Source organism: Aliifodinibius sp. S!AR15-10, from assembly GCF_031569985.1.
GTDB lineage: Bacteria > Bacteroidota > Rhodothermia > Balneolales > Balneolaceae > JAMQKA01.
In genome coordinates this window covers 26,769-48,868 of the sequence record NZ_JAMQKA010000004.1, presented here as the reverse complement: position 1 = coordinate 48,868, position 22,100 = coordinate 26,769, and the positions used below count along the sequence as shown (strand labels likewise).

Genomic DNA, 22,100 nt, shown 5'->3' with positions numbered 1-22,100 from the left:
CACTATGAAATACTTGAATAAAAATAAACTGCTACAGTTGTTGCCTATATTGTTGCTCTGTTTTGTTGGGTCGAATGTAGTTCAGGCCCAGCAGACATCGGTTGATGAGCTTATTCAAAGGGCAAACGAAAATGGTATCGATCAAACAGCACTCGCTGAGCTGCGTACGAGGGCACAAAACCGTGGCATGGGGGAGGAACAGCTGTTCAATATTATTGAGCCTGCTGTGAGTTTGTCACAGGAAAACCTTCCCGCTGACCATATCATCCAGAAGGCACTCGAAGGGCTTTCCAAAGGAGTGCCGGACAATCAAATTGCGTCAGTAATAAACCGGATGAAAAGCTCTACACAGCAGGCCGCACAGGTTGTAGATCCATGGATGCAGAATCCCGCTGTACAAAAGATGGTCGAACGATCGGACGGGCCGGAAAACAGCCAGCGAGTTCGGAACCGTATGATTGAGGCCTCCTCAAAGGCAATATCACAGAATATTCCATCAGAGTCGGTTAACCAGATTTTGACCGAGATTGGAGATGAGTCAATTTTATCAGAGAAAGCATCGTCAGATATTATCGCGGCAATTAACATATTACCTGATATCGCGGCCGGGGGCCAACCAGGCGTTGCACAGGCATTTGTTGTGCGCGCATTGAAAGGGGGATTTAATAGCGAGGAGTTACTTAAACTGCCCATGGCCGTGAATATGGCACAAAAGCGAAATCAACTGCCTGCAGCGGGTGTTTTGGAAGGAGCCTCACAACAACTGCAAAATGGAACCCCCGCTTCCCAGGTGTTGCAAAACCTCTTCAATGGTAATGTCGGTGGTGGACCGCCGGGTAATGTCCCCAAGGGTCTTCAGGATAATCCCGGGCAGGGAAAAGGTCAGGGACAAGGTCAAGGAGGTAGGGGACAGGGTAGAGGGAATAATTAGCTCTGAATTTAATTTTGAGAGGGCTATGTTCAAGCCATTTAGCAATTAGATAATATTTCGGTTGGGCATACCGTATTTAACGGCCATTGACAAGGACTAATAAGTCGATCCTTAAAAACTTGGTTTCAAGATTGTCCAGCTACTCAGTGGGTTGACAAATCGCAGTAAAATTTTAAGCCAACAAAGCAACTGGCGCATCCACAGCTGCAGGTTCCAGGCGGTCGCGGCCAACAGCAAGTTCATCTGGGCCCCGTCAGCCCCTTTCAGGTAGCTACGGTCCAGCCCGTAGTCGCTTTTCAGGTGGCCAACGGGCGGTTCGATGGCCGTTCGCTTGCGAAACCAGCGCCGCAACCGGCGCTTCTTGTTGCGATCTTTGCCCGCTTTGAACCGATCCGGATACCACACCTGCACGCCCAGCACTTCGGTCAAGCCCCGGTAGCCGCGGTCGGTAATGGTCTTTTCCGGCAGGCGGTCAGTCAGGGTGTGATATTGGCGGAGGGTGTCCTCCAGGGTTTTCGAATCATGGGCGTTGCCTTCGGCCATGGTGGCCCCCACCAGGACCTGGGAGTTCGCTGTGATCGCCAGACTCACCTTCCTGCCAAATTCATATTTCTTGTGGGCCTTGCCCTTGGCAATGCAGGCCGTATGCGGCTCGTGAAGGCTGTAGACTTTGTTTTTATCGTAACGTTGTTGATCGAGCACCTGCTGGCAGAGCTCCAAGACCGGCTGATGCCGGCCCGTAACCTCCTCAGGCAACCTCCGCTGGACCTCCCGCAGCAGCCGCCCGGCGCAGGTGCGCAGCTTCCGGGTGGCCTTGCGGGCCGCGGTGGCCCGCTTTGGATGCGATCCGTTATAGCTCGCCCGAAGCAGCTTTTTGCCCACAAACCGGTAGGATTGTTTGAGTTTGATGCCGGCGTCTTTGGCAATCCCTCGCAGTCGCCCCATCACCTTCCCGTAGAGCTTGGCGTCGGTCGGAAAGGTGATATTGGTTTCTTGAACCGTGGTATCCACGCATAGGGTCTTCTCGCGGGCTTTTTTCCCATGCAGGGCCACCGACCAGCCGAAGATTTTTTCCATCCCGGCCGGGCCCAGCCGGCCCCGGAAGTGCGACAGGTCGCTCGGGGCCACCGGAAACCGCCACTGGAACCGATCCATGCCCGAAAAATACTGGTAGTACGGATTTTGTATCCACACGTCCGGCAGGCTCTCATCGCCGTGCCCATACATCTGTTTGAGCAACAGCAGACTCACCATCAGCCGGATCGGATGGGCCGGACGGCCGGTCTCGGAATACAGTTCGGCAAATTCGGTCTCCAACTGGCTCCAGTCCAAGCGATCAGCCAGCTGGACCAACGGATGCTTCGGGTCGATAAAACTTTTTAAGATGGGACTGAACATATCCCATTGCGATTGGTCTCGAGGAGCTGAAAGCATGGCAAAATCCGTAAGGTTTTAAGTGTATTTCTCCAGAATCTAAGGGATTTTACCATAACCTTATCCACAAAATGCTGTGGATAACGATTATTTCCGCCGATTTTTATAGTTTTTAAGGAGCGACTAATAAGAGTAATACCACTCTACTTCTCGACGTATTCTCACAACTTTCCTTGTTATTTTATTTCTAGTGAATGCGTTTCCTTGATGTCTTTACACTTACATTCCAATAACCGCTTGCCGGTCTTACCGAACGCATAAAAATTTTTCAAAAAAGTTAGTAACCATTGCCTGCCTCGGTCGTCATATTGGCACAGACGGAAATAAATCCCAAAAGAACAAGGCTTATTTATGGTCACGAGAAAGTTACAACATTATTTGATTGTACTATTACTTGGTGTAGGACTCCTCGCTGCAGGGTGCAACAATTCTGGAAGTGACGTCGGCATGGGTACGCTGGAAGTTCGCATGCACGATGCTCCGGCCAACTATGATGCAGTAAATGTATTTGTAGAGCGTGTGGAGATAAACGCTGAACAGGATACCGCTGGTTGGATGACAATCAGTGAACCCCAGCAAAGTTATAACCTTCTCGAACTCACCAACGGGGCATATACTGTTCTGGGAGATACCACGCTGGAGGCCGGAACATATAATCAAATCCGGTTGATTCTGAGTAGAGAGGGACACAGTGTTGTTGTAGACGGTGAAGAGAAAAGTATGTTCGTTCCCAGTGGAGCTCAAACAGGAATTAAGTTGAATGTAAATGCCGAGATCCAGGAGGATATCACGTATACGCTCCTGCTGGACTTTGATGCCAGTCGCTCTGTCGTTAAAAGAGGAAATGGACAAGCTAATCCCGGTTACCTGTTGAAACCGGTGATTCATGCCTCAAATCAGGCAGTGACGGGTAATATTGACGGCACGGTGAGCCCGGTGGATGCGGAACCTGTGGTGTATGCCATTGCTGATTCCGACACGCTGGCTTCAACCTATGCAGATACTACTGATGGTTACTTCAAGCTGATAGGCCTTGAAGAAGGTAGCTACACGGTTTCCATAAATCCAACGAACGAGGATTACAGTATCAAAGATACTACGGACGTTGGAGTGACGGTAGGCGAAACCAATGAGCTAGGAACTATTGAGTTAGAACAAGCTCAATAGGTTAGATCGCATACAGACAACGTAAAAAGGCCTGCTTGGGAACAAGCAGGCCTTTTCTATTGAAAATATTTCTATCTATTACTCCTCGTTTGCAGGGCACCTTTCTTGTGGTTGCAGGTGATTACCTAGGCATACAGCCCTTGGTAAATTTCTTGTAACATGTTTACCTCGCTAAGATCATGATAATACAAGAGATATAGTTCAATACAAGGTAAGAAACGCTATTACCAATTGGGACTATATTTATCATTAATTCAAAAAGAGATAAAAAGGAGACCGACGTTATGAGTTTCATTTTTAAAGCAAATCTATGTGCACGAATCTGCGATGAATGCGAAGAAGATCTTTCTAATGTAAAGGTGAGGCTATACCGGGTTCGGAAGGAGCGGCCGGAAACTTCCTTGGCTGCAGCGAACCCCAAAAATACTTTTGCCATTTTATCCGAGAAGCAGGTGAAGGCCAAAGAGAAATCATTACTTGCTGAAACAGAAACCGACTCAGAAGGTAGTTTAACTATTGAGCTGGGCGACGATCAGGACTATGATGGGGAAGCCTTTGAGATTGACGTGCTGGTTGAAAAGGCACCGGGCCAGGAGCAGCAGCCAGACGATGCGGAGCCTGTTCAATTCACCATCACTACACTGCAGCCCCGGTGGCGTCAACGAGACGAGGGGTACCTGGCTGTTTGGGAATACTGTATCCCAAGCCGGTTCTGGTGTAAAGTCAGAGAACAACTTGATGCTTGGGTCATATGCGGTAGAATTGTCAGGTGTGACGAGAAGAAAAATCGGGCAGTACCCGGTGCTACGGTAAAAGCTTTTGACGCTGACTGGTGGCAAGATGATGAGCTCGGACAGGCACAGACCGATCTGAACGGTCACTTCAAAATCTATTACTCCAGGGCCGACTTCGAACAAACCCCATTTCCACCCATAGATGTTGAGTTGGTTGGTGGACCGGATGTCTATTTTGAGGTTGAATTGGGGGGCGACAAAATTATTGACGAAGATCAGTCCGACGGTAGGAAACCAGGACGCGAAAACAGGGGGCACTGCTTTTGTGTAGGAGAACTCTGTGCCGAGGCACCGGGACTCACTCCTCCAGAAATACCCCATTGGGAACGGGTAGAAGTCTTTGAGATAGACACCGATTTTTCCACACACGGATATGCCGGATCAGGAAAACTGGTGATGAGCGATGTGATTGACTTGCATGGTAATATGCCTTTACGGAACGCAATAAATGATAAACCGCTCAAATACAGGTTCCTTATTGGGGCATGGGACTGGCCCGGTGGAACGGAAGATCCGGATGTTATTCCATCGGAAGCGCCCACAAACAGTGAATTGGAGCCTATCCCAGCAAGTGCAGTAACTGGTACCAAGGTTGGGTATCTCTATTATACCGATACAGATGGTATCGTTAAATCCGAACCGGTGATTGTAAACTCATCCGATCTGGACTCCGATGGTTGTATCACCCTGCTGGGTAAGAATGTGTCAGTTGTAATGGCCGATGGCACCACCCAAACTTTTTCGGTTGCAGAAGACAATTTCCTTGGTGCATTTCGATTGTTGCGGTTTAATTCTGAATATTTATCCAGTCCGCCACATGCAGTTTTAGATAACCTGGGACGGGGAAATGCCGGACAAGCCGTAGCAGAAGTTGATCAAGAACCGATCCGAAAATACACAATGCGGTTCCAGGTTTTTGATGATGATGAGCCGGTGAACAAAACCAGAAATAACAAAACTCTGCCAGCGCTGGTCATAGATAATTCCCCCTTAAAATTTGCTCTTAATTTGGAGGAGCTGGAATCTGACTTGTGCAATCCCATCACTGACGATGTGCATATTTTGTACACTCTTGACCATCCACATATGAACTCCTACAGTATTAAAATCGAGAGCAATTCGGGAGTCGTTCATAACGCCCCGCCATTGCCTACCGACTCTTTTGGCGGCGACCTTTTTTTCCGTGGAGGAAGCAGCGGTTCAGCAGGACACCTGGTGGATGTGTCCAGTGATCCCTCTTGTGCATACGCAGTGATATTAAGCTGGAATACCCGGCATTATCACAGCCGAAGAGGTACCGGCAGGCACGAACAGATCCTGTACTGCAAATAACCACCTCTAACATTGTGTGAATAAAAAAAGGTGCGATGCACTTCAAAGTTCATCGCACCTATTTTTTTGGAAAGAAACATTACGCTGCAACCATTTCTCGATTAAACTCCTGGATGCTGCTCCGGCCGATCACATCTGCCATCAGGGTAGCGGAAGTGCAGTCAGTAATTTCAACTTCCACGTAATCCCCTTTCTTTAGGTCACCGCGGTCAAATACGACCATCTTGTTGGTGTCCGTACGACCTTTGAGCTGCTCGTCGGAGCGTTTACTCGTGCCTTCAACCAGTACAAGATGACGCTTGCCGATCTCTTGTTTATTCCGCTTCTCCTGGATTTCCATCTGCTGCTCAATAATTTCAGTCAGGCGACGCTTTTTAACATTCTCCGGCACATTATCCTCAAACTTGCGGTGCGCCAGCGTCCGCCCACGTTCTGAGTAAGCAAACATGTACGCCAGGTCGTATTCAACTTCGGCCATGAGGGAGACGGTATCCTTATGCTCTTTCTCCGTCTCGTCACAGAAGCCCGCAATGATATCGGTAGAGAGAGAAACACCCGGAATGATATTACGCATTTTTTCCACCAGCTCCAGGTACTGCTCGCGGGTATAGGGGCGCCGCATCCGTTCAAGTACAGAAGTGCTGCCGGATTGAGCAGGTATGTGAATGTAGTTGCATAAGTTCGGGCGCTCTGCAATCAGGTGTAGCAGCTCCTCGGGAAAATCCTTGGGATGAGGTGAAGAGAAGCGGATACGCATTTCGGGATCCACTTTGCTGGCTTTGTCCATCAGCTCAGTGAAATCACTGCCTTCAAAATTATAGGAATTCACATTTTGGCCCAGTAGTGTCACTTCTTTATACCCCTGGTCGCTGAGATCCTGCAGCTCATTCAAAATGCTTTCTACGGGGCGACTTCGCTCGCGACCACGGGTAAAAGGCACTACGCAGAAAGAGCACATGTTGTCACAGCCCCGCATAATGGTTACAAAGGCACTGACGCCGTTGTCGTTGGTTCGAACCGGGGATATGTCGGCATACGTTTCTTCAAGCGAGAGTAGCGTATTTACTGCTTTTCGCCCGTCGTCAACATCGGTGAGCAGCTCCGGCAGATCACGGTAAGCATCGGGACCGACCACGAGATCCACCAAATGCTCTTTTTCTATGATTTTATCGCGAATTCGTTCTGCCATACACCCCAGTACACCGACGGTGAGATTGTCTTTTTCCTTCTTCAGGGATCGGAATTCGGTAAGTCGCTTCCAAACTTTATCTTCGGCATTTTCGCGGATAGAACAAGTGTTGATAAAAATGATATCCGCACTCTCCGGCTGCTGGACGGGTTCCATGCCCTCCTCCATCAGGATGGAGTTGACAATTTCGGTGTCCGAGACGTTCATCTGGCAACCGTAGGTTTCGATGTAAAATTTTCGTTGATCCAAAGTAAGAGTGGTCGTTTTTGAGTTTATAGCTGCTTTCAATTAGTCTGGTAAATATAAAAATGTTTGGCTAAGAAATTAAGCGGTATTATTGAGTCCGATATATAATCTTATCCAACCGTAGGCCCTCCGATTACAGAACAGGCAGATCAGAGGGCAAATATGTGGAAGTTGAATTCAGACGCCGCAGGTATATGGAAGAAAAGACTGCGATGGCTATGGAAGAAAGTCCACACCAATGCCTTTGCGGATATGTTAAGAGAGGCTTATTAAACGGCTGGGGAATATATAAGTCTTCACTTCACCTATAACTCAATCCTTCAATCCCATAATCCTTCAATCCTACCTTCCTTCAAAACCTTCAATCCTTAAACACCGCTCGGCCAGGTTTCGGGTTTGGCTCTCCATTCACTCAAAAGGTCTAGATCTTCTTCATCAATATAACCCTCTTCTATAGCCACGTCCACCAGGGTAGTGTAGTCGGTAAGGGTGTAAACGGTAATATCCGCATTCTCAAACTTTTTCATTGACTTATCAAAGCCATAGGTAAAAATGGAGATCACGGCCTGTATATCTGCCCCAATGAATTTCAGCGCTTCAACAACGGAGAGTACCGAACCACCGGTAGAAATAAGGTCCTCGATAACGACCGTTTTTTCACCTTTTTCAACACCGCCTTCAATTTGATTGCCCATGCCATACGCTTTTGCTTTTGATCGGACGTAGGCCATCGGCTTTTCCATTCGGTCGGCTACCCAGGCTGCATGTGGTATTCCTGCAGTAGCTGTGCCCGTGATAACCCCCAAGTCGGGATATTTTTCTTCGATAAACGAGACAATTTGGTCGGCAATCTTGGACCGAATTTTAGGATAGCGCAGGGTGAGCCGATTATCGCAATAGATAGGTGAATTCCACCCCGACGACCACGTAAAAGGATCGTCTGGTCGCAAAATTACAGCATTAATCTCCAGAAGGTGAAGTGCTAATTCTTCCGCAAATGATGCGTCAATTATCATAATTCCTTATATCAGTTTTTATAAAATTTATTCTTTTTCCCCACACCTTGGATTACCAACCGGCTTAAAGTAAGAAAAACTTATTAATTATGTATGAAATTGCGTTTTCTATAGTATTAACAACAATACAAGCTTCAGAACAATAAACGCATAAAATCCTGCCAGCAGATCGTCTACCAGTATTCCCCATCCGCCCGGCAGTTTTTGAAGCTTGTCAACCCCAAGTGGTTTAGCGATATCAAAGAAGCGGAACGCAATGAATCCGCCCAGGAGAATCAAGATATTTGTCGTCAGGTCGGGTGTAAAAGAGATCGCGATAAACGCCATTCCCTGACCGGCCAGCTCGTCCATCACCAGGGGAGAGGGATCACCTCCCCAAACGCGCTCGCATTCATCTGCGACCCAAACCGTGAGGAATGAGCAAAGTGCAGTAAAAAGGGCTATCCCGTACCACGGAGCATAGATCCCAACGAAATAGATCGGGAACAGGGCAAAAAAACTGCCCCAGGTTCCTGGAGCATTGGGAAGAAAGCCGGCATTAAAAAAACTACCGATAATCGGTTTTAGTCGTTGCATTATTGTTTAAGTTGAAGATATCACGATTAACATAAACGTATTCGAGTCCCGAGTAGATAGTTAATACGACAATGGCGATCATAAACCAGCCGAGAAACCCGGTAGCCATCAGTTCGATACAATACTGGCTTAGCCAGACATCCGTTTCGATGAAAACACCCACCATCAGGACAAGATAGAGGAAAAACATCTGGCTCATTGTTTTGAACTTGGCAGTAAGACGGGTCTCCATTTCCAGGTTACGCCAATCCGCCAGCATTCGCATTCCAGTTACCAGGATATCACGGAAAACGATAAGCCCGACTGCCCACCAAGGGAACTGACCGGCATCAATAAAAGGCAAGCAGATAAAACCTGCAAATGTGAGTATTTTGTCGGCCAGTGGGTCCAGAAATACGCCATAGGAAGTTTGTGCGCCATACAGCCGTGCAATGTAGCCGTCAAAAAAATCGGTCACAACCGCTACAGCAAATACAGCAATACTTAACGATCTCCAAACTACCTCATCCTGGATATACATAATGAGAAAGATAGGAGCCAGGATTATGCGGAGCGTACTTAATATGTTTGGTATCCGTTGCACGCAGGTAAAGATAGCAATAGTTTTACAGAATTAAATCTTTTATGCGATGTGATAATCAACTTCGAAAAGCGTGCAAAGATTGATATTTTCCCCTCATTCAATGAACGGCTAAACTGATTTATGAAAGCAGAAATTGTAAGTATTGGAAATGAGCTTCTGATCGGCGATACGGTCAATACCAACGCCAGTTGGATCGGGCAGTTGTTGACTGAAGAAGGCCTTGATGTCACCGCGGTCCACACCATTGGCGATGATCTTGAGGTTGTGAAAGAGACGATCCGGCGGAGCATGGAGCGGAGCGACCTGGTGATTTCGACCGGCGGATTGGGCCCGACCCATGATGATGTCACCAAAAAAGCGCTGCAGGAGCTTTTTGATGCCGAGATGGTTGTTGATGAATCTGTGCTCAACTTTGTGAAGAAGATGTTTGAGAAACGCAACATTCCATTCACCAAATCCAACTATCACCAGGCCGAAGTGCTCAACAACGCGGAAGTTCTGTTTAACACCCAGGGTACGGCTCCCGGACTCTGGTTCGAGGAGCTCAACTCCAGCCTTGCCGTACTTCCGGGCGTCCCGTTTGAAATGAAGCACCTGATGCGGGAAAAAGTGCTCCCCAAATTCCGCGAAAAGTTACAAAACCAGGAGTACCGGCGATCGCGCTACCTGGTGACGGCCGGCATCGGCGAAAGCACACTCAGCGACAGTATTATTGGTGACCTGGCCCCCTTTCTCCAAAATGGTACGACGGTGGCCTATCTGCCCAGTCCCTACGGCGTGCGTATCAGGATTACCAGCGCCGGACGTTCGGTGGAGGAGATCGAGCAAAAAATAAGTCCTGTGGCCGATCATATTTATGAAAAGGCTGGTTCATTATTGATTGGGGAGGGGAAAGAGCTGAGCCTCAGTGAAGCGCTTGGAAAAGAACTGCGGAAAAAAGAAATGACGATAGCCACGGCCGAGAGTTGCACCGGTGGATTGCTGTCAAGCACATTAACTGACGTCCCCGGAAGTAGTGACTATACGATGGGGGGCATAATCGCCTATTCCAATAACATTAAAGAACAGGAGCTCAATATTTCGGCATCCACACTTGAGAAACATGGAGCGGTGAGCAAACCGGTGGCCCTGCAGATGGCGCGTAATGTGGCTGAAAAGTTTGGGACCGACATCGGGGTGTCTGCAACCGGAATTGCCGGGCCGGGCGGGGGAACAGAGGACAAGCCGGTGGGAACAGTTTGGATCGGGTTTTGGTCAGAAGAAAAGCATTTTGCGCTCAAAACCATATTCACCAAGGATCGCCTTCAAAACAAAGAGAGAACTGTTGCCGTGGCCATGGAAACAGTTCGCCGGGTACTACTCGATATGGAAACGATGCCGTACGGCTTAGAACCTGAGTGGGCTTGAGTCGACGATCGAGCACATATCTCACTCTTCTGCTCATCCTCTTTGCCTTTGGAATAACCAATGGCTATGCCCAGGTTGACCCAGTGCCGGTTGACACCGTACAAATCAGCGTCGATACCACTCGCATCAATCTCCAGGAAGCAAGGGCAGATACGGTCTTTATTGACACTACCGCTGCGGATACAGCCGCGAAACCCATAATTGATATCATCCCGTGGATCTACAACCAGGGGATTAGTGCCCAGATGGCTACGAATGACAGCTTAATGCGATGGCAAAACTGGCCGGTTTGGACATCCAAGAAGAACAGGGATCCCGGCGTGATCAGCTTTCGGCTGGGTACCGTGGGGCGTAGCAGTTCACTGATGATTGATGCCCATGATCCCCGCTACCAAGAGCTTTTTTGGGAGGACATCCCGCTTCATAACCGTGTAAGTGGCACGGTTAATTGGAACGTAATCCCCATCCACAAGCTGGAATCCATCTACGAGGAGGGGGAGGGACTCACGCATGAAACCAACTTTTTCTTGAAAAACCACTATGTGAATCAGCCGCTAACCCGGTTAATCTTTGACGAAAGCAAATACAACCGAAGGGCGCTCGAATTCTGGATTACCCAAAATTTTACCCAGAAAACGAATGCCGAGCTCAGCTACTGGGATCGACGTGGCGGCGGGGGCTACAACAACTCCTCGTTCACCGGCAACCAGATTTTTGCCAAGGTATACCATCAATATGACAACCAGCAGTTCTTTAAGGTTCGATTCCTGAATGGCAGCCGAAGCCTGGGCGAGCCTTTTGGATATACCATCCCCGATCTGTCAAATTTTGCGTTTAACCGTTTTAATACGCCAGCTATCCAATCGAGTGCCACGTCTGAATCGGGATTTACCACGGTGGCACTTTCATATCACCGTCGTCCGGCCGATTCAACGGCCAAGCCGGAACGGTTCCGCGGCGGTTTATTTATGAATAACCAGAAGCGGGAAGTTGCCTACAGCGCAGATACGACCTATTACAAGCTCAACAGCGTTGGAGTTTTTGCACATAAATGGATTGAGTTGGACCCTTTCAAGGTTGAGGGAGAGTTAAGGTATGAACTGCTTTCTAGTAAGGAGCCGGCGCGATCGAGCCTGGAGGGAGACAACTGGGGGCAATTGAGCACTTCTGGAACGGCTTCTTTTCAGCCGCTATCGTGGGCAAAACTGGAGGGCAATGCCCGGTTTAAAAAACGGGGCGAACAGAGCAGCTATTCTTTTGGAGCGGATCTGGAACTCATGCTGGCCAATCGCCTGAAACTATCCGGTGGAGCTTCCCGCGGCACTAAAATCCCGACTTTGCAGCAGCTTTATTGGAATTCTGCTGAGTATATGGGAAATCCGGGCTTGGATTCTGAAAAAATCATGGAAGCCCATGGTAACCTGGAATACGAGATGCTTTTTGGATTGAATTTTGGAACAAGAGCACAGCTAAAGCAGGTAAACGATGGCGTTTTCCTCAATTCCCAAAATCAGTTTATAAATATTAATCAATACCAGGCGGTCTCGGCTACAGGATATATGGATTTCGAGAAGACCCACTGGGAACTTTCTGCATCCGGAACGGTTCAGCAATACCAAAATGCACTGCCGGATCCGGCTACGAGCGTTCCGGCTTTCAATACGACCCGGGTTTGGCTCAAAGGTTCGGCCTATTGGAAAGGGTATCTTTTTAACCGTGCCACCTATGTAAAAGCGGGGCTGGCAGGCATGTTTTCTCCGTTTCAATACCAGGCCGAGCATTACGATACAGCACTCGATTACTGGCAGCCGGCCAGCACTGACCAGGAGCTGCCATGGTACAGCCGGTTGGATCTGGATGTCTCCGCCCGAATACGCTCTATCATGGTTGTGCTGAGGTATGAAAATGTGCTTGACGAAGTTAGCCAACTCGGCTACTTTGAGACAGCAAATTACCCGATGCCTCCTCGTCGATTTCTGTTTGGAGTACGGGCACGATTTAACAATTAGAAATTCACTGTAGGTCAAAAATCTCGAGTTTGTTTGCTCGTTGAGATATTATTATTCAAGATTATAAAAAAGTAGTCCATGAGTTTAGGTTACGTTATTAAAGAAGGTGTAGCGGGTTTCAAGCGCGCACGTCTGGCATCTTTTACCTCCATTTTTTCCCTGTTTATTGCTGTGCTTTTACTGGGGGTGCTTGCCCGGGTTTCATTCAATGTCTACCAGGTGGCCAATGCGCTGAAGCAGTCTATTGATGTAGAGGTTTTCCTTGTAGATCTGGATGAACGCACCACGCGGGAGATCCGTGGCAAGCTGGAAGAGGAAAAACTGGTACAGTCCCTCTCATATATATCAAAAGACAGTGCAGCCGCCATCTTTCGAGAAGAGTTTGGAGCAGGCGGGGAATCATTGGCCGATCTCAAATTTCTGCCCGCATCATTTCGCCTCAAGATCAATTCAGAAGCTTCGGTTTCACAGATAGATTCACTCGTGACCCGACTGGAGGATTATCGGGGAGTGGAAGAGGTGCGATTCAACCAGCAGCTCCTGGAGATGCTTCAGTCCCGCTTCGAGACCGTTGCCATGGCCGGCGGGGGTATCGGGCTTTTGATTCTGCTGGCTGCTGTAATCCTGGTGTTTAACACCATACGGCTGACGATCTATGCCAAGCGTGGTCTGATTAAAGCGATGAAACTGGTGGGAGCCACCAATGGCTTTATTCGACGACCGTTTGTTGTAGAGGGCATTATCCAGGGATTTGTTGCCGGGTTGGCTGCTATACTTGTAATGTACCTGTTTTTCCTGTTTCTGCTGCCGGAATATATCCCGCAATTCGGGGTGCTGGAATGGCCATTTGGACGCTGGTACTACCTCTGCGGAGCCATGCTGTTTCTCTCTATTTTTATGGGATATCTTGGAAGTCTGTGGGCGGCCCGTCGTTTCATCAAAAAAACGTCGGTTTCTGATGAGTGATAATAATCATCTGTTCCCGTTAAATCGCTCTTCAAGAATGTTGTATCGATAATCAAAAATGGTATCTAGCTGCCGGCGGATCAGGACAGTATTGACCAGTTTGCCCAGGATCCCATACGGTGGTTGATACGAAACTTGGTCGGTCATTACAACGCCATTTTCCGTTTCCTCAAGCCCGTGGAAATGGTACCAAAACCGGTAGGGGCCAATGCGTTGCTCATCGATAAACTGTTTGTTGGGAATGATGTGCTTGATTTCCGTCACCCAGTCGGAGACGCCCAACAACGGAAGGGTAACTTTGTACTGTATCAGCAGCCCATTATGCATTTTGTCCGGCACCGGCGATGTGATTTCGAAGTCAAGTTCTGGGGGCGTGATGTCATTGAGATTGGCGGGATGAGAGATAAAATCCCAAATCTTTTCAAGTGGAGCGTGTAACGTTTGCCGTTGATATAGCTGGTACATTAGCAATTGTCTGAATTTATATTTGAGCAATGCAAACAGCTTGCAGTAAGTAGAACGTTCCCTGTAAATTTTTGTGAAAAAAGCCCCAAAAAAGTTGTAAGTTATTCGATCGATTCTGGACATTGAAACCACAGTTATCCGAGAGATAAAATTACAATAGGTCAATGGTTATCAGCATTATTTTTGCGCTGGGTGCTCTTCATGGGTTTATCCTGGCGGCCGTTCTTGCCTTTAAGAAACTCAATCGCTTCCCGAACCGGCTCCTGTCGCTCTTAATGCTGGTATTTTCAACCGACTTGGCAATGGCTGCCTTCCACAGTGCGGGACTGCCAGAAGCCTATCCCCATTTTATTGGCATCGATTACCCGTTAACCCTGCTTTATGGTCCGCTGCTATTTCTATATGTCAAAACGCTGAGCAAAAACCTGAAGAAACTATCAGCGAGAGACTGGCTGCACTTTCTGCCATTTCTGTTCCTGTTGCTATACATGATCCCGTTCTTTTTTGGAACTGCTGTGGATAAACTGGAATTCCTGGGCAATACTCCTCAAAACAGTCGTGCTTGGTGGTTTTCGGTGATTAATCACGGCAAAGTCCTTCATGGAGTGGGCTATATTGCGCTGGTCGTCTACTATCTTTTTGAGTACCGCAAAACACTGAAGCACAACTACTCATCCATTGAAAAAGTGAATTTGAGCTGGCTGCAGAATTTTATTACCGGTGCAGCAGCTTTAGGCATCACCGCGGTCGTACTTCACCTGCTGAACTCGTTTGAAACCACCGTAATTTTAGGCTTTGGAGAAAATATCTATTCAGAAATGACGCTATTGGCTGTTACCGGTTTTGTCTACGGAATAGGATACATGGGACTCAATCAGCCGGAGGTTTTTGTGAATTTTAATGAGTTTGATGCTGCTGAAGAGTACGATCTGGAAGATGGGAAAGAGCAGGTTGATGAAGAGAATACCAAGAGAAGCTACCAGAAATCTGGGTTGAATGAACGCGAGGCGCAACAGCAGCTTGAACGCCTTGTTGAAACCATGGAACAACAGAAGCTCTATCAAAAGGGTGACCTGAATCTCGCAGATTTAGCTGGTATCCTTGATCTGCAGACCCATAACGTGACAGAAATTATTAACAGGTACCTGGGCAAGAACTTTTATGATTTTGTGAATGAATATCGCGTGGAAGAGGTAAAAAAGCAGCTGGAAAACGGGGAATCCCAAGACAAAACGCTGTTGGCTATCGCCCTGGATGCCGGTTTCAATTCCAAATCTACGTTCAATTCCGTATTCAAAAAGATGACCGGGATGACTCCATCCGAATATCGGAAAATGGAAGTATAAGAGTGGTTAAGGTTCTTATAGCCTGATTCCATTTCCTGAAAGAACGCATTATTGCTAGTCCAAATAACAAGAGCACAGCCCCATTGAGTAGGAGGGAGAAAAGGATGAATATGATTAATTGAACGCGTTGAGCAGTTCTATTGTGAATTATGGCTTCATAACTCAACCCCTAAACGCCGTTAATAGAATTAGTTCGTAGTTACTTGAGAAACATTCTTGCAGTAATTTTTTAGTCATGTCACGAAAACATTTCTTCCCATTTTTATGATCCCGACTTTTTTCAACTGCTTGGAAAAAGATACCGGAAGCCAGGCTTATTATCCCGATAACATGCCACGAGAGGTGAGTCCAGAATTTATCGGGCGCCTCATCCCGGTTGGGAAAAGAAGATTTTTCAAAAAGAAAAATTTGGCCTGAAAAATATTCAATCAAAATCAGCATAAAGAAAAGACCCAACATGACTAGCCCGTATTTCTCACAAGTATTTGGACTAAATTTCTATAATTTAATGGCCGGCAGTAACTTATGTCATATTTAGCGGACAAATTAATGTAACAGGGTGTAAAACGCTGCGAATTTTTCCCCTTAGCTGCGTTGAAGGGGAAATCGCCTGCTCAACGTACCAGAGTATGTCTGCGCGGCCATTTCCCCTGCGCCTTGCTGTAGGAAAAATTTCTTGGTGAGAAATCCGGGCTAAAGCCGGAATATCCATAAATTAATCTTCTTGATTTCTGTTTAAATAAAAGGAAAGTATGATGCTGTTAATGGTAACAAGGGTGATAACCCACACCGGCAGTTCAACCTGGGGTACAGCATAAGAAGAAGTGAGAGACGCCCGGTAAAAGAAAATGAACAACACGGCGATTAAGACTGAAATGCCATACCATAGTCTCCCTCCCAAAGATAAACGTGATATTTCGAACTCTCGATGGTTCATTTATCAGCGTAAATAGACCATATCAAAAAATTACAGTATCTTTTTTTTGTGGTTGGAGGTATTCCTTTTTGTATGAACAAAAACGAATCCAAAAAATCACCGGCTGGAAATTTAATCGCCTGGCTGTACTCCACTGTGGCTAAAAGAAATCTAGATTTTTACGGCTTCTGCCCTTTTGGGTTTAAAGTAGTTTTCCACATTACAGCTCTTAAACAAAGATCTTAGCAAGATTTCTTTCTTCACGCCTCCGTTACGCTTGCCCGGGACGGCTCATAAATTCAAGGCCGGGGAGTGGAGGATAAGATTAGATCCCTCTGGCAGTACCTCGAGTCCAGAAAAAGAAAGTTGCTGACTTTTTAGACACTCTCGGTCGACATGGAATGCACTTATAGAAAAACTTTGCCCACAGGTATTATTCCGCTGCCTCGACACTCTCCGGCAGGTGCTCTTCCCTGGCATCTTTAAACGCTTCCCGTGGCGTAAGGCCCAGGATATCGAACATCCGCTTGTCTTCGTCTAAATCATTGTTGTCCGTGGTGAGCAGCTTTTCACCGGTAAAGATGGAGTTGGCTCCCGCCATAAAGCAGAACGCCTGCTCCTGCATGCTCATGTTAACGCGTCCCGCCGAAAGACGAACCATGGAGCCCGGCATGGTAATGCGGGCAGTAGCGATCATGCGTGCCATCTCGTGCCAGGGCACCTGTTCCTGGGTTTCCAATGGGGTACCTTCCACCGGAAGCAGTGCATTAATGGGTACTGATTCCGGGTGCTTGGGCATGGTGGCAAGGTTGAGGATCAGTTCGATGCGGTCTTCGTGGGTTTCTCCCATTCCTACAATGCCCCCACAACAGACACTTATATCATTATCTCGAACCCTTTGAAGGGTGTCAAGGCGGTCCTGGTATGACCGGGTAGAGATAATGCGATTGTAGAAATCCTCGCTGCTGTCCAGGTTGTGATTATAGGCATAGAGCCCGGCCTCTTTTAGTTTTTCGGCCTGTTCCTCGGTCAGCATGCCCAGCGTACAGCAGACTTCCATATCCATGTCGGTGATCTCCTTGACCATATCGATCACCTTCTCGAAATCTTTGTTATCACGAGCACATCGCCACGCAGCGCCCATACAGAACCGGGTACTCCCAGCGTTCTTGGCTTTCTGAGCCGCACCTAATATTACATCACGGTCCAGCATATCCTCTGCCTCTACATCGGTGTTGTGGTGGGCACTCTGCGGGCAGTAGGCGCAGTCTTCCGGGCAGCCCCCGGTTTTGATGGAGAGCAGGGTACACACCTGCACTTCACCGGTAGCGTGGTGTTCCCGATGCACGGTTGCCGCGCGATACACCAGCTCCATCAATGGTGTGTTATAAATATCGGTTATTTGCTCTTTGGTCCAGTCATTTCGAATCTCAGCCATGGAATCGGGAAGTTTTTTTAATCGATATTTCATTTTCGTTCAGTGAAATGAGCTATGCCTTTATCTAAAAAAGCAAAGACATGGATCATTCCATTTTATCGCTTCAAAAGTAACAGGCATCAAGCGTAAATACCAATTGAAAATTTAAGGATAGGGTAGTAGTTAGGCTATGCTCAAAAAATAATGGTAGTCTTTTTCTGTGGCCGATGTATTCGTTTTTGTGTGAACAATCCACCAGTAGGCCGCTAAAGAACGGTTCACGATAAAGGAGAGTTCTAATTATCATTTTGGTGTCTTATTCCCGTCGTAGTGTTCATTTTTTTATCGATAAAAAAATGAACGAAAAAAATCGCCGCCAGATGAAATTTTTGTTGCGTTTCCTCCACCTACGCTAAAACCATTTAAACTCGATCCGCTTAACTACGCGGATCGAGTTTAAATGGTTTCTTTACGCTCCGGCTTCGGGCACTTTACTCAACAAAATTTCAAAGGGCGGAATATAAAACTCTCAATGAATACTGAGCAAGATTTCTTTCTTTACGCCTCCGCTTTGTTTCCCCAGGACGGCTCATAAATGAAAGGCCAGAAAGGGGAACCCCTTATGCTGCCCCGGAGTCCTGATAATCCTTGCGATCGGCGTGCAGAAAAGCGAGGAAAGTTCCAAAGCAGACTACAGTTTGGGAGCAAGCTAGAACTACATCTGGGATTATCTGGTGAGCTTTCTGGTGGAAATTCTTCAGTCCCACTGTCGGGATTTTCCTCATTGAAAAAATGAACAGCCTACCAAAAGGAAAGACTCCAGGAGAAGAAAATTGTTGGTTAAGCCGGATCAAATGCAAGGTAAATGTGCATATTGGCAAAAACTACTGCCATTTATAATGGAGAGCGGCGGATTTCCACTCGTAACGGATATATCTCCAACCGTGGATTTGGGAGATTTCTCGACTCCACCGAAAAAACATTCCACTCGAAATGACAGACAGGACGGAGGTACTCATTTCCTGAATTTTCCGAGGACAGGATTTAACCGGTAAACACGTTATGATTCTTTGATCAAACCGGAGCGGTAGGCCTCCAGCAGCCGCTTGAGATCATCAATTTTGTGCTGAATTTCCTTTCCGTTATCGGTGTCGGCCACGCGGATGCGCTCCGTATTCTGTTCGAGAATCTTTGTTTCCGAATGAATATCGACCTCCTGCTCAATCGCTTTTTGCCGCGACTCAAACGGCTCATGCGCTGCCAGGATCAACCCATAGGAATTGAAAATGAGGGTGTAGCCAGCAATACCCGTCTTGGCCTGGTAAGCTTTGGCGAATCCACCGTCAATAACCAGTAACTTGCCGCCTCCCTTAACAGGACTTTCGCCCTTTTTTACTTTCACCGGCACATGCCCGTTGATGACATGTCCGGTGTCAGGATCAATACCAAATTCTTCCAGTATTTTTTCCATGACCTCTTCATCCGTTCGGAAGTCATAGTAAGGATTCATCTGCTCTTGGTGTGTGGCGGGATCCTCAATAAAATAGCGTTCAAACGTTGCCATTTTATCTTTGCCGAATAGGGGGGACTGGGACCCGCTCCAAAGGTACCACATGGTATCTTTGCCGTATTGCTTTTTCTCTGGATCGTCCTTGGCAAAATAACCCTGTCGAGCCAGCCGGTCCAGCCGGTCCATAAAACTTTTTGGGCTGTGCGCAACTCCATCAAATGTAAAGTGACGTAAGTGCCCATTGCGAGTCATGGGGATACATCCGTGATACAATAGGTTCCCATTATAGGTCAGGTACATGCTGCCTTTTGAGAACAGGAAACGCACATGCTCCTGGAGCCGCTCACTATTTTTGAAGGAGAGACGTAGTTTTTCCATAACCGCTTTTTCCTGGTCCGAAAGCTCATAGGGATTTTCCGGATCAATAGTGGGGAAATGGGTATCAAGCATGGGATAGGTCTTGTCTCCAACCTGTACGGTTCCATCCTCGTAATTGATCTTGTCCAGCAACAGACGGTCATCCATCTGGTATTGCGGGCGGCGCTGAATGATCTGTCCTTCTAGTTTGAGCTGGATAATACTGATCGCCTTCTGCATCTGTGCCATTAGCATCTGCTCATTCTCGGTAAACTCTTCTTGCGCATTCTTGGGTTGGAACTGGCTGCAGGGATCATCACCATACACGTCCACGGCCAGCGAGATAAGTGGGAGCATGCTGATGCCGTACCCGTTTTCAAGCGTCTCCATATTGGCATAGCGCAGCGAAACACGAATCACGTTGGCGATGCAGGCCTCACTACCGGCGGCCGCGCCCATCCAAACAATGTCGTGGTTTCCCCACTGGAAGTCGACTGCGTGGTATTCCATCAGTTTGTCCATAATGATGTGTGCACCAGGCCCCCGGTCATATACATCGCCAATGACATGCAGCCGCGCGATTGTGAGACGCTGGATCAGTCGCGATAGCGCCACAATAAATGCCCCGGCACGGTCCGTCTCAATAATAGAATCGATAATACTGCTATAGTATTCCTGCCGGTTTTTAATACTTTCCTGTTCGTGCAGCAGCTCTTCAATAATGTAGCTAAAGTCTTGTGGAAGCGCCTTGCGTACTTTATTCCGGGTATATTTCGAAGAGTACACCCGGCACAGCTTGATGAGATGAAAAAGAGTTTGGCGGTACCACTCCTCCGGGTCGTCGATCTCTTTCAGTATCATCGCCATCTTCTCTTCCGGGTAATAGATGAGCGTCGCCAGGTTCTGCTTTTCATGAGCCGTCAATCGGTCTTCAAAGATCTCCCCAATGCGACGTTTGATGGAGCCGGACCCGTTGCGCAGCACGTGGAGGAAGGATTCATACTCCCCATGAATATCCGAGATAAAGTGTTCAGTGCCTTTGGGCAGCTCCAGGATGGCACTCAGGTTGATGATTTCGGTTGATGCCGCCTGGATGGAGGGGTACTGCTTGGCCAGCAGCTTTAGGTAGCGCAGTTCACTGTAAGATTCTGACATACGAGATTTCCGATAACCTTCTTTTGGTAAAATCTGATCTTGAAGCATAATCCCGTTCTTATATACCGTTTATATGAAAGGTACCCCTACAGGGAGATGAATTCAATTAGTAAACGAAGAAACTTGATTGGCGACTAATTTATGATTACAGGATAATCATCTTTTACTCATAACTCTGACATACAATAGGCATAAGTCACAAAACTTATGCTTATTAAAATATTTTTTGTCCGCATAGATTTTTTTTCTTTGCGCATAAGTTGATCAGGCAATGCGCATAGGATTGGTAATGGATGCCGATAAGTTGCTCAAATCATGCACATGGTTTCATCAAAAGAAAAGTACGATTTTGAACTGATGGTAAGCTTGATTTTAAGGCTACTCAAAAAGCTCAATCTGTTTAAGAAAAGGCAAATCCTGAAGAAGATTTGATTGAAATATTGATCAGAATTATTCATGAAAGGGGCTTAATGGAATAGTTGAGCGCGTGGTCGGCCCCACCAACCATACTGACTTAAATAAATATTCCTTTACAGGGTCTCCAAAGTGATTGATATACGCTTTAACGTAGTTTGGGTATACTAACGCACCACAATGTGTTAGATCGAGGGCTAAAACCATTTTCTCTCTATCCGATGGCGAATACCTTTCCTTTTTAATATTAATGGCCTCGTGAAGAAGAGAAACCGCTTTCTTCTTGTCTCCAGACAACGTAGCTTCGTTTTTTACGCTTAGATCTTCCCATAAATTTTTGAATGGGATAGTAACTATTTGTAAAGTAAATTTATCGTCATCAATGACTAATATACCGTCCTCACCGCGATTATCATGAGCATCATCAACAAGAAGTTTAACATTGTATCCGAGTTCGCGCAGCTTTTTGACTAGAATCTTACTGACATGAGGTTCGTTCTCACGCCCGTTTTTAAGTGGACCAGAGTTTTCTAATTGAAATCTGCCATACTTATCCCTATATCCATTTGAAGCTCCACCCGATGCAGGGCGGTTTTCAACTCGTCGACCAAGTGGGTTATTTGGATCACCTTCAACGGTGGTTCCGATCGGATTACCGGTGGTTTCAAATTTACCCGTATCTGCCTTTAGGATATAATGGCGTAGACCACACACTGAACAAGGCACACCGTCTTGCACCGGTCCCTCACCTCCACAGGATTTACAAACATAAGTTTTTATTTTTTCTTTCATGGGTAATTGAGGGAATGGATTATTTTTGCTAATAAACGCAATATAGAAATATTTATTTTGTTGCAATCCTAAAAGAGA

Annotated in this window: 16 protein-coding genes; 7 read left to right on the top strand and 9 right to left on the bottom strand. The window is 47.0% G+C overall.

From position 1 onward, the window contains the following. The first annotated feature begins 4 nt into the window (after window positions 1–4). Entirely contained in the window at window positions 5–931 is a 927-nt protein-coding gene (locus tag NC796_RS04100) for a hypothetical protein (RefSeq protein WP_310682360.1), read from the top strand. A gap of 111 nt (window positions 932–1,042) precedes the next feature. Here the strand turns inward: NC796_RS04100 and NC796_RS04095 are convergent, their stop codons facing one another. Then, window positions 1,043–2,365, bottom strand: coding sequence for an IS5 family transposase (locus NC796_RS04095; protein WP_310682359.1), 1,323 nt, complete (start codon window positions 2,363–2,365; stop codon window positions 1,043–1,045). A gap of 351 nt (window positions 2,366–2,716) precedes the next feature. Between NC796_RS04095 and NC796_RS04090 the strand changes: the two genes are divergently transcribed. Both NC796_RS04090 and NC796_RS04085 read left to right on the top strand, forming a co-directional pair. Further along, a complete protein-coding gene (locus tag NC796_RS04090) occupies window positions 2,717–3,532 on the top strand; it encodes a DUF4382 domain-containing protein (RefSeq protein WP_310682357.1) in 816 nt (271 codons plus the stop codon). A gap of 284 nt (window positions 3,533–3,816) precedes the next feature. Continuing rightward, entirely contained in the window at window positions 3,817–5,658 is a 1,842-nt protein-coding gene (locus NC796_RS04085; RefSeq protein WP_310682355.1) for a hypothetical protein, read from the top strand. Window positions 5,659–5,737: 79 nt separating this feature from the next. Here the strand turns inward: NC796_RS04085 and miaB are convergent, their stop codons facing one another. From miaB to NC796_RS04065, 4 genes are all read right to left on the bottom strand, one after another. After that, window positions 5,738–7,096, bottom strand: coding sequence for a tRNA (N6-isopentenyl adenosine(37)-C2)-methylthiotransferase MiaB (gene miaB, locus NC796_RS04080; protein WP_310682353.1), 1,359 nt, complete (start codon window positions 7,094–7,096; stop codon window positions 5,738–5,740). 365 nt (window positions 7,097–7,461) lie between these two features. Next, window positions 7,462–8,109, bottom strand: a complete 648-nt coding sequence (pyrE, locus tag NC796_RS04075) for an orotate phosphoribosyltransferase (protein WP_310682352.1) — start codon at window positions 8,107–8,109, stop codon at window positions 7,462–7,464. 108 nt (window positions 8,110–8,217) lie between these two features. After that, the gene (locus tag NC796_RS04070) at window positions 8,218–8,685 is read right to left on the bottom strand and encodes a phosphatidylglycerophosphatase A (RefSeq protein WP_310682351.1); all 468 of its coding nucleotides are present in this window, start codon (window positions 8,683–8,685) and stop codon (window positions 8,218–8,220) included. Next, entirely contained in the window at window positions 8,657–9,268 is a 612-nt protein-coding gene (locus NC796_RS04065; RefSeq protein ID WP_310682350.1) for a CDP-alcohol phosphatidyltransferase family protein, read from the bottom strand. Before NC796_RS04065 ends, NC796_RS04070 begins: the two co-directional genes overlap by 29 nt. 120 nt (window positions 9,269–9,388) lie before the next feature. On the opposite strand from NC796_RS04065, the gene NC796_RS04060 reads away from it, so the two are divergent. The 3 genes from NC796_RS04060 to NC796_RS04050 all read left to right on the top strand — a co-directional run bounded on the left by NC796_RS04060 (window position 9,389) and on the right by NC796_RS04050 (window position 13,650). After that, the gene (locus NC796_RS04060; protein WP_310682349.1) at window positions 9,389–10,675 is read left to right on the top strand and encodes a competence/damage-inducible protein A; all 1,287 of its coding nucleotides are present in this window, start codon (window positions 9,389–9,391) and stop codon (window positions 10,673–10,675) included. Beyond that, on the top strand, window positions 10,672–12,684 hold the full coding sequence (locus tag NC796_RS04055) for a putative porin (RefSeq protein WP_310682348.1): 2,013 nt from the start codon (window positions 10,672–10,674) through the stop codon (window positions 12,682–12,684). Before NC796_RS04060 ends, NC796_RS04055 begins: the two co-directional genes overlap by 4 nt. Before the next feature lie 78 nt (window positions 12,685–12,762). Then, complete coding sequence (locus tag NC796_RS04050; protein ID WP_310682347.1) at window positions 12,763–13,650, top strand: permease-like cell division protein FtsX; 888 nt, start codon at window positions 12,763–12,765, stop codon at window positions 13,648–13,650. 6 nt (window positions 13,651–13,656) lie between these two features. Here NC796_RS04050 and NC796_RS04045 read toward each other — a convergent pair whose 3' ends face one another. Continuing rightward, window positions 13,657–14,115 (bottom strand): SRPBCC family protein, encoded by a 459-nt coding sequence (locus tag NC796_RS04045; RefSeq protein ID WP_310682346.1) that lies wholly within the window; start codon window positions 14,113–14,115, stop codon window positions 13,657–13,659. Window positions 14,116–14,279: 164 nt separating this feature from the next. Between NC796_RS04045 and NC796_RS04040 the strand changes: the two genes are divergently transcribed. Next, the gene (locus NC796_RS04040; protein ID WP_310682345.1) at window positions 14,280–15,461 is read left to right on the top strand and encodes a helix-turn-helix domain-containing protein; all 1,182 of its coding nucleotides are present in this window, start codon (window positions 14,280–14,282) and stop codon (window positions 15,459–15,461) included. Between the two features lie 1,349 nt (window positions 15,462–16,810). Here NC796_RS04040 and bioB read toward each other — a convergent pair. From bioB to NC796_RS04025, 3 genes are all read right to left on the bottom strand, one after another. After that, window positions 16,811–17,815, bottom strand: a complete 1,005-nt coding sequence (gene bioB, locus NC796_RS04035) for a biotin synthase BioB (RefSeq protein ID WP_409070350.1) — start codon at window positions 17,813–17,815, stop codon at window positions 16,811–16,813. A gap of 1,039 nt (window positions 17,816–18,854) precedes the next feature. Further along, window positions 18,855–20,816, bottom strand: a complete 1,962-nt coding sequence (locus NC796_RS04030) for a fructose-1,6-bisphosphatase (RefSeq protein WP_310682343.1) — start codon at window positions 20,814–20,816, stop codon at window positions 18,855–18,857. A gap of 450 nt (window positions 20,817–21,266) precedes the next feature. Next, entirely contained in the window at window positions 21,267–22,022 is a 756-nt protein-coding gene (locus NC796_RS04025) for a hypothetical protein (RefSeq protein WP_310682342.1), read from the bottom strand. Between the last annotated feature and the right edge of the window lie 78 nt (window positions 22,023–22,100).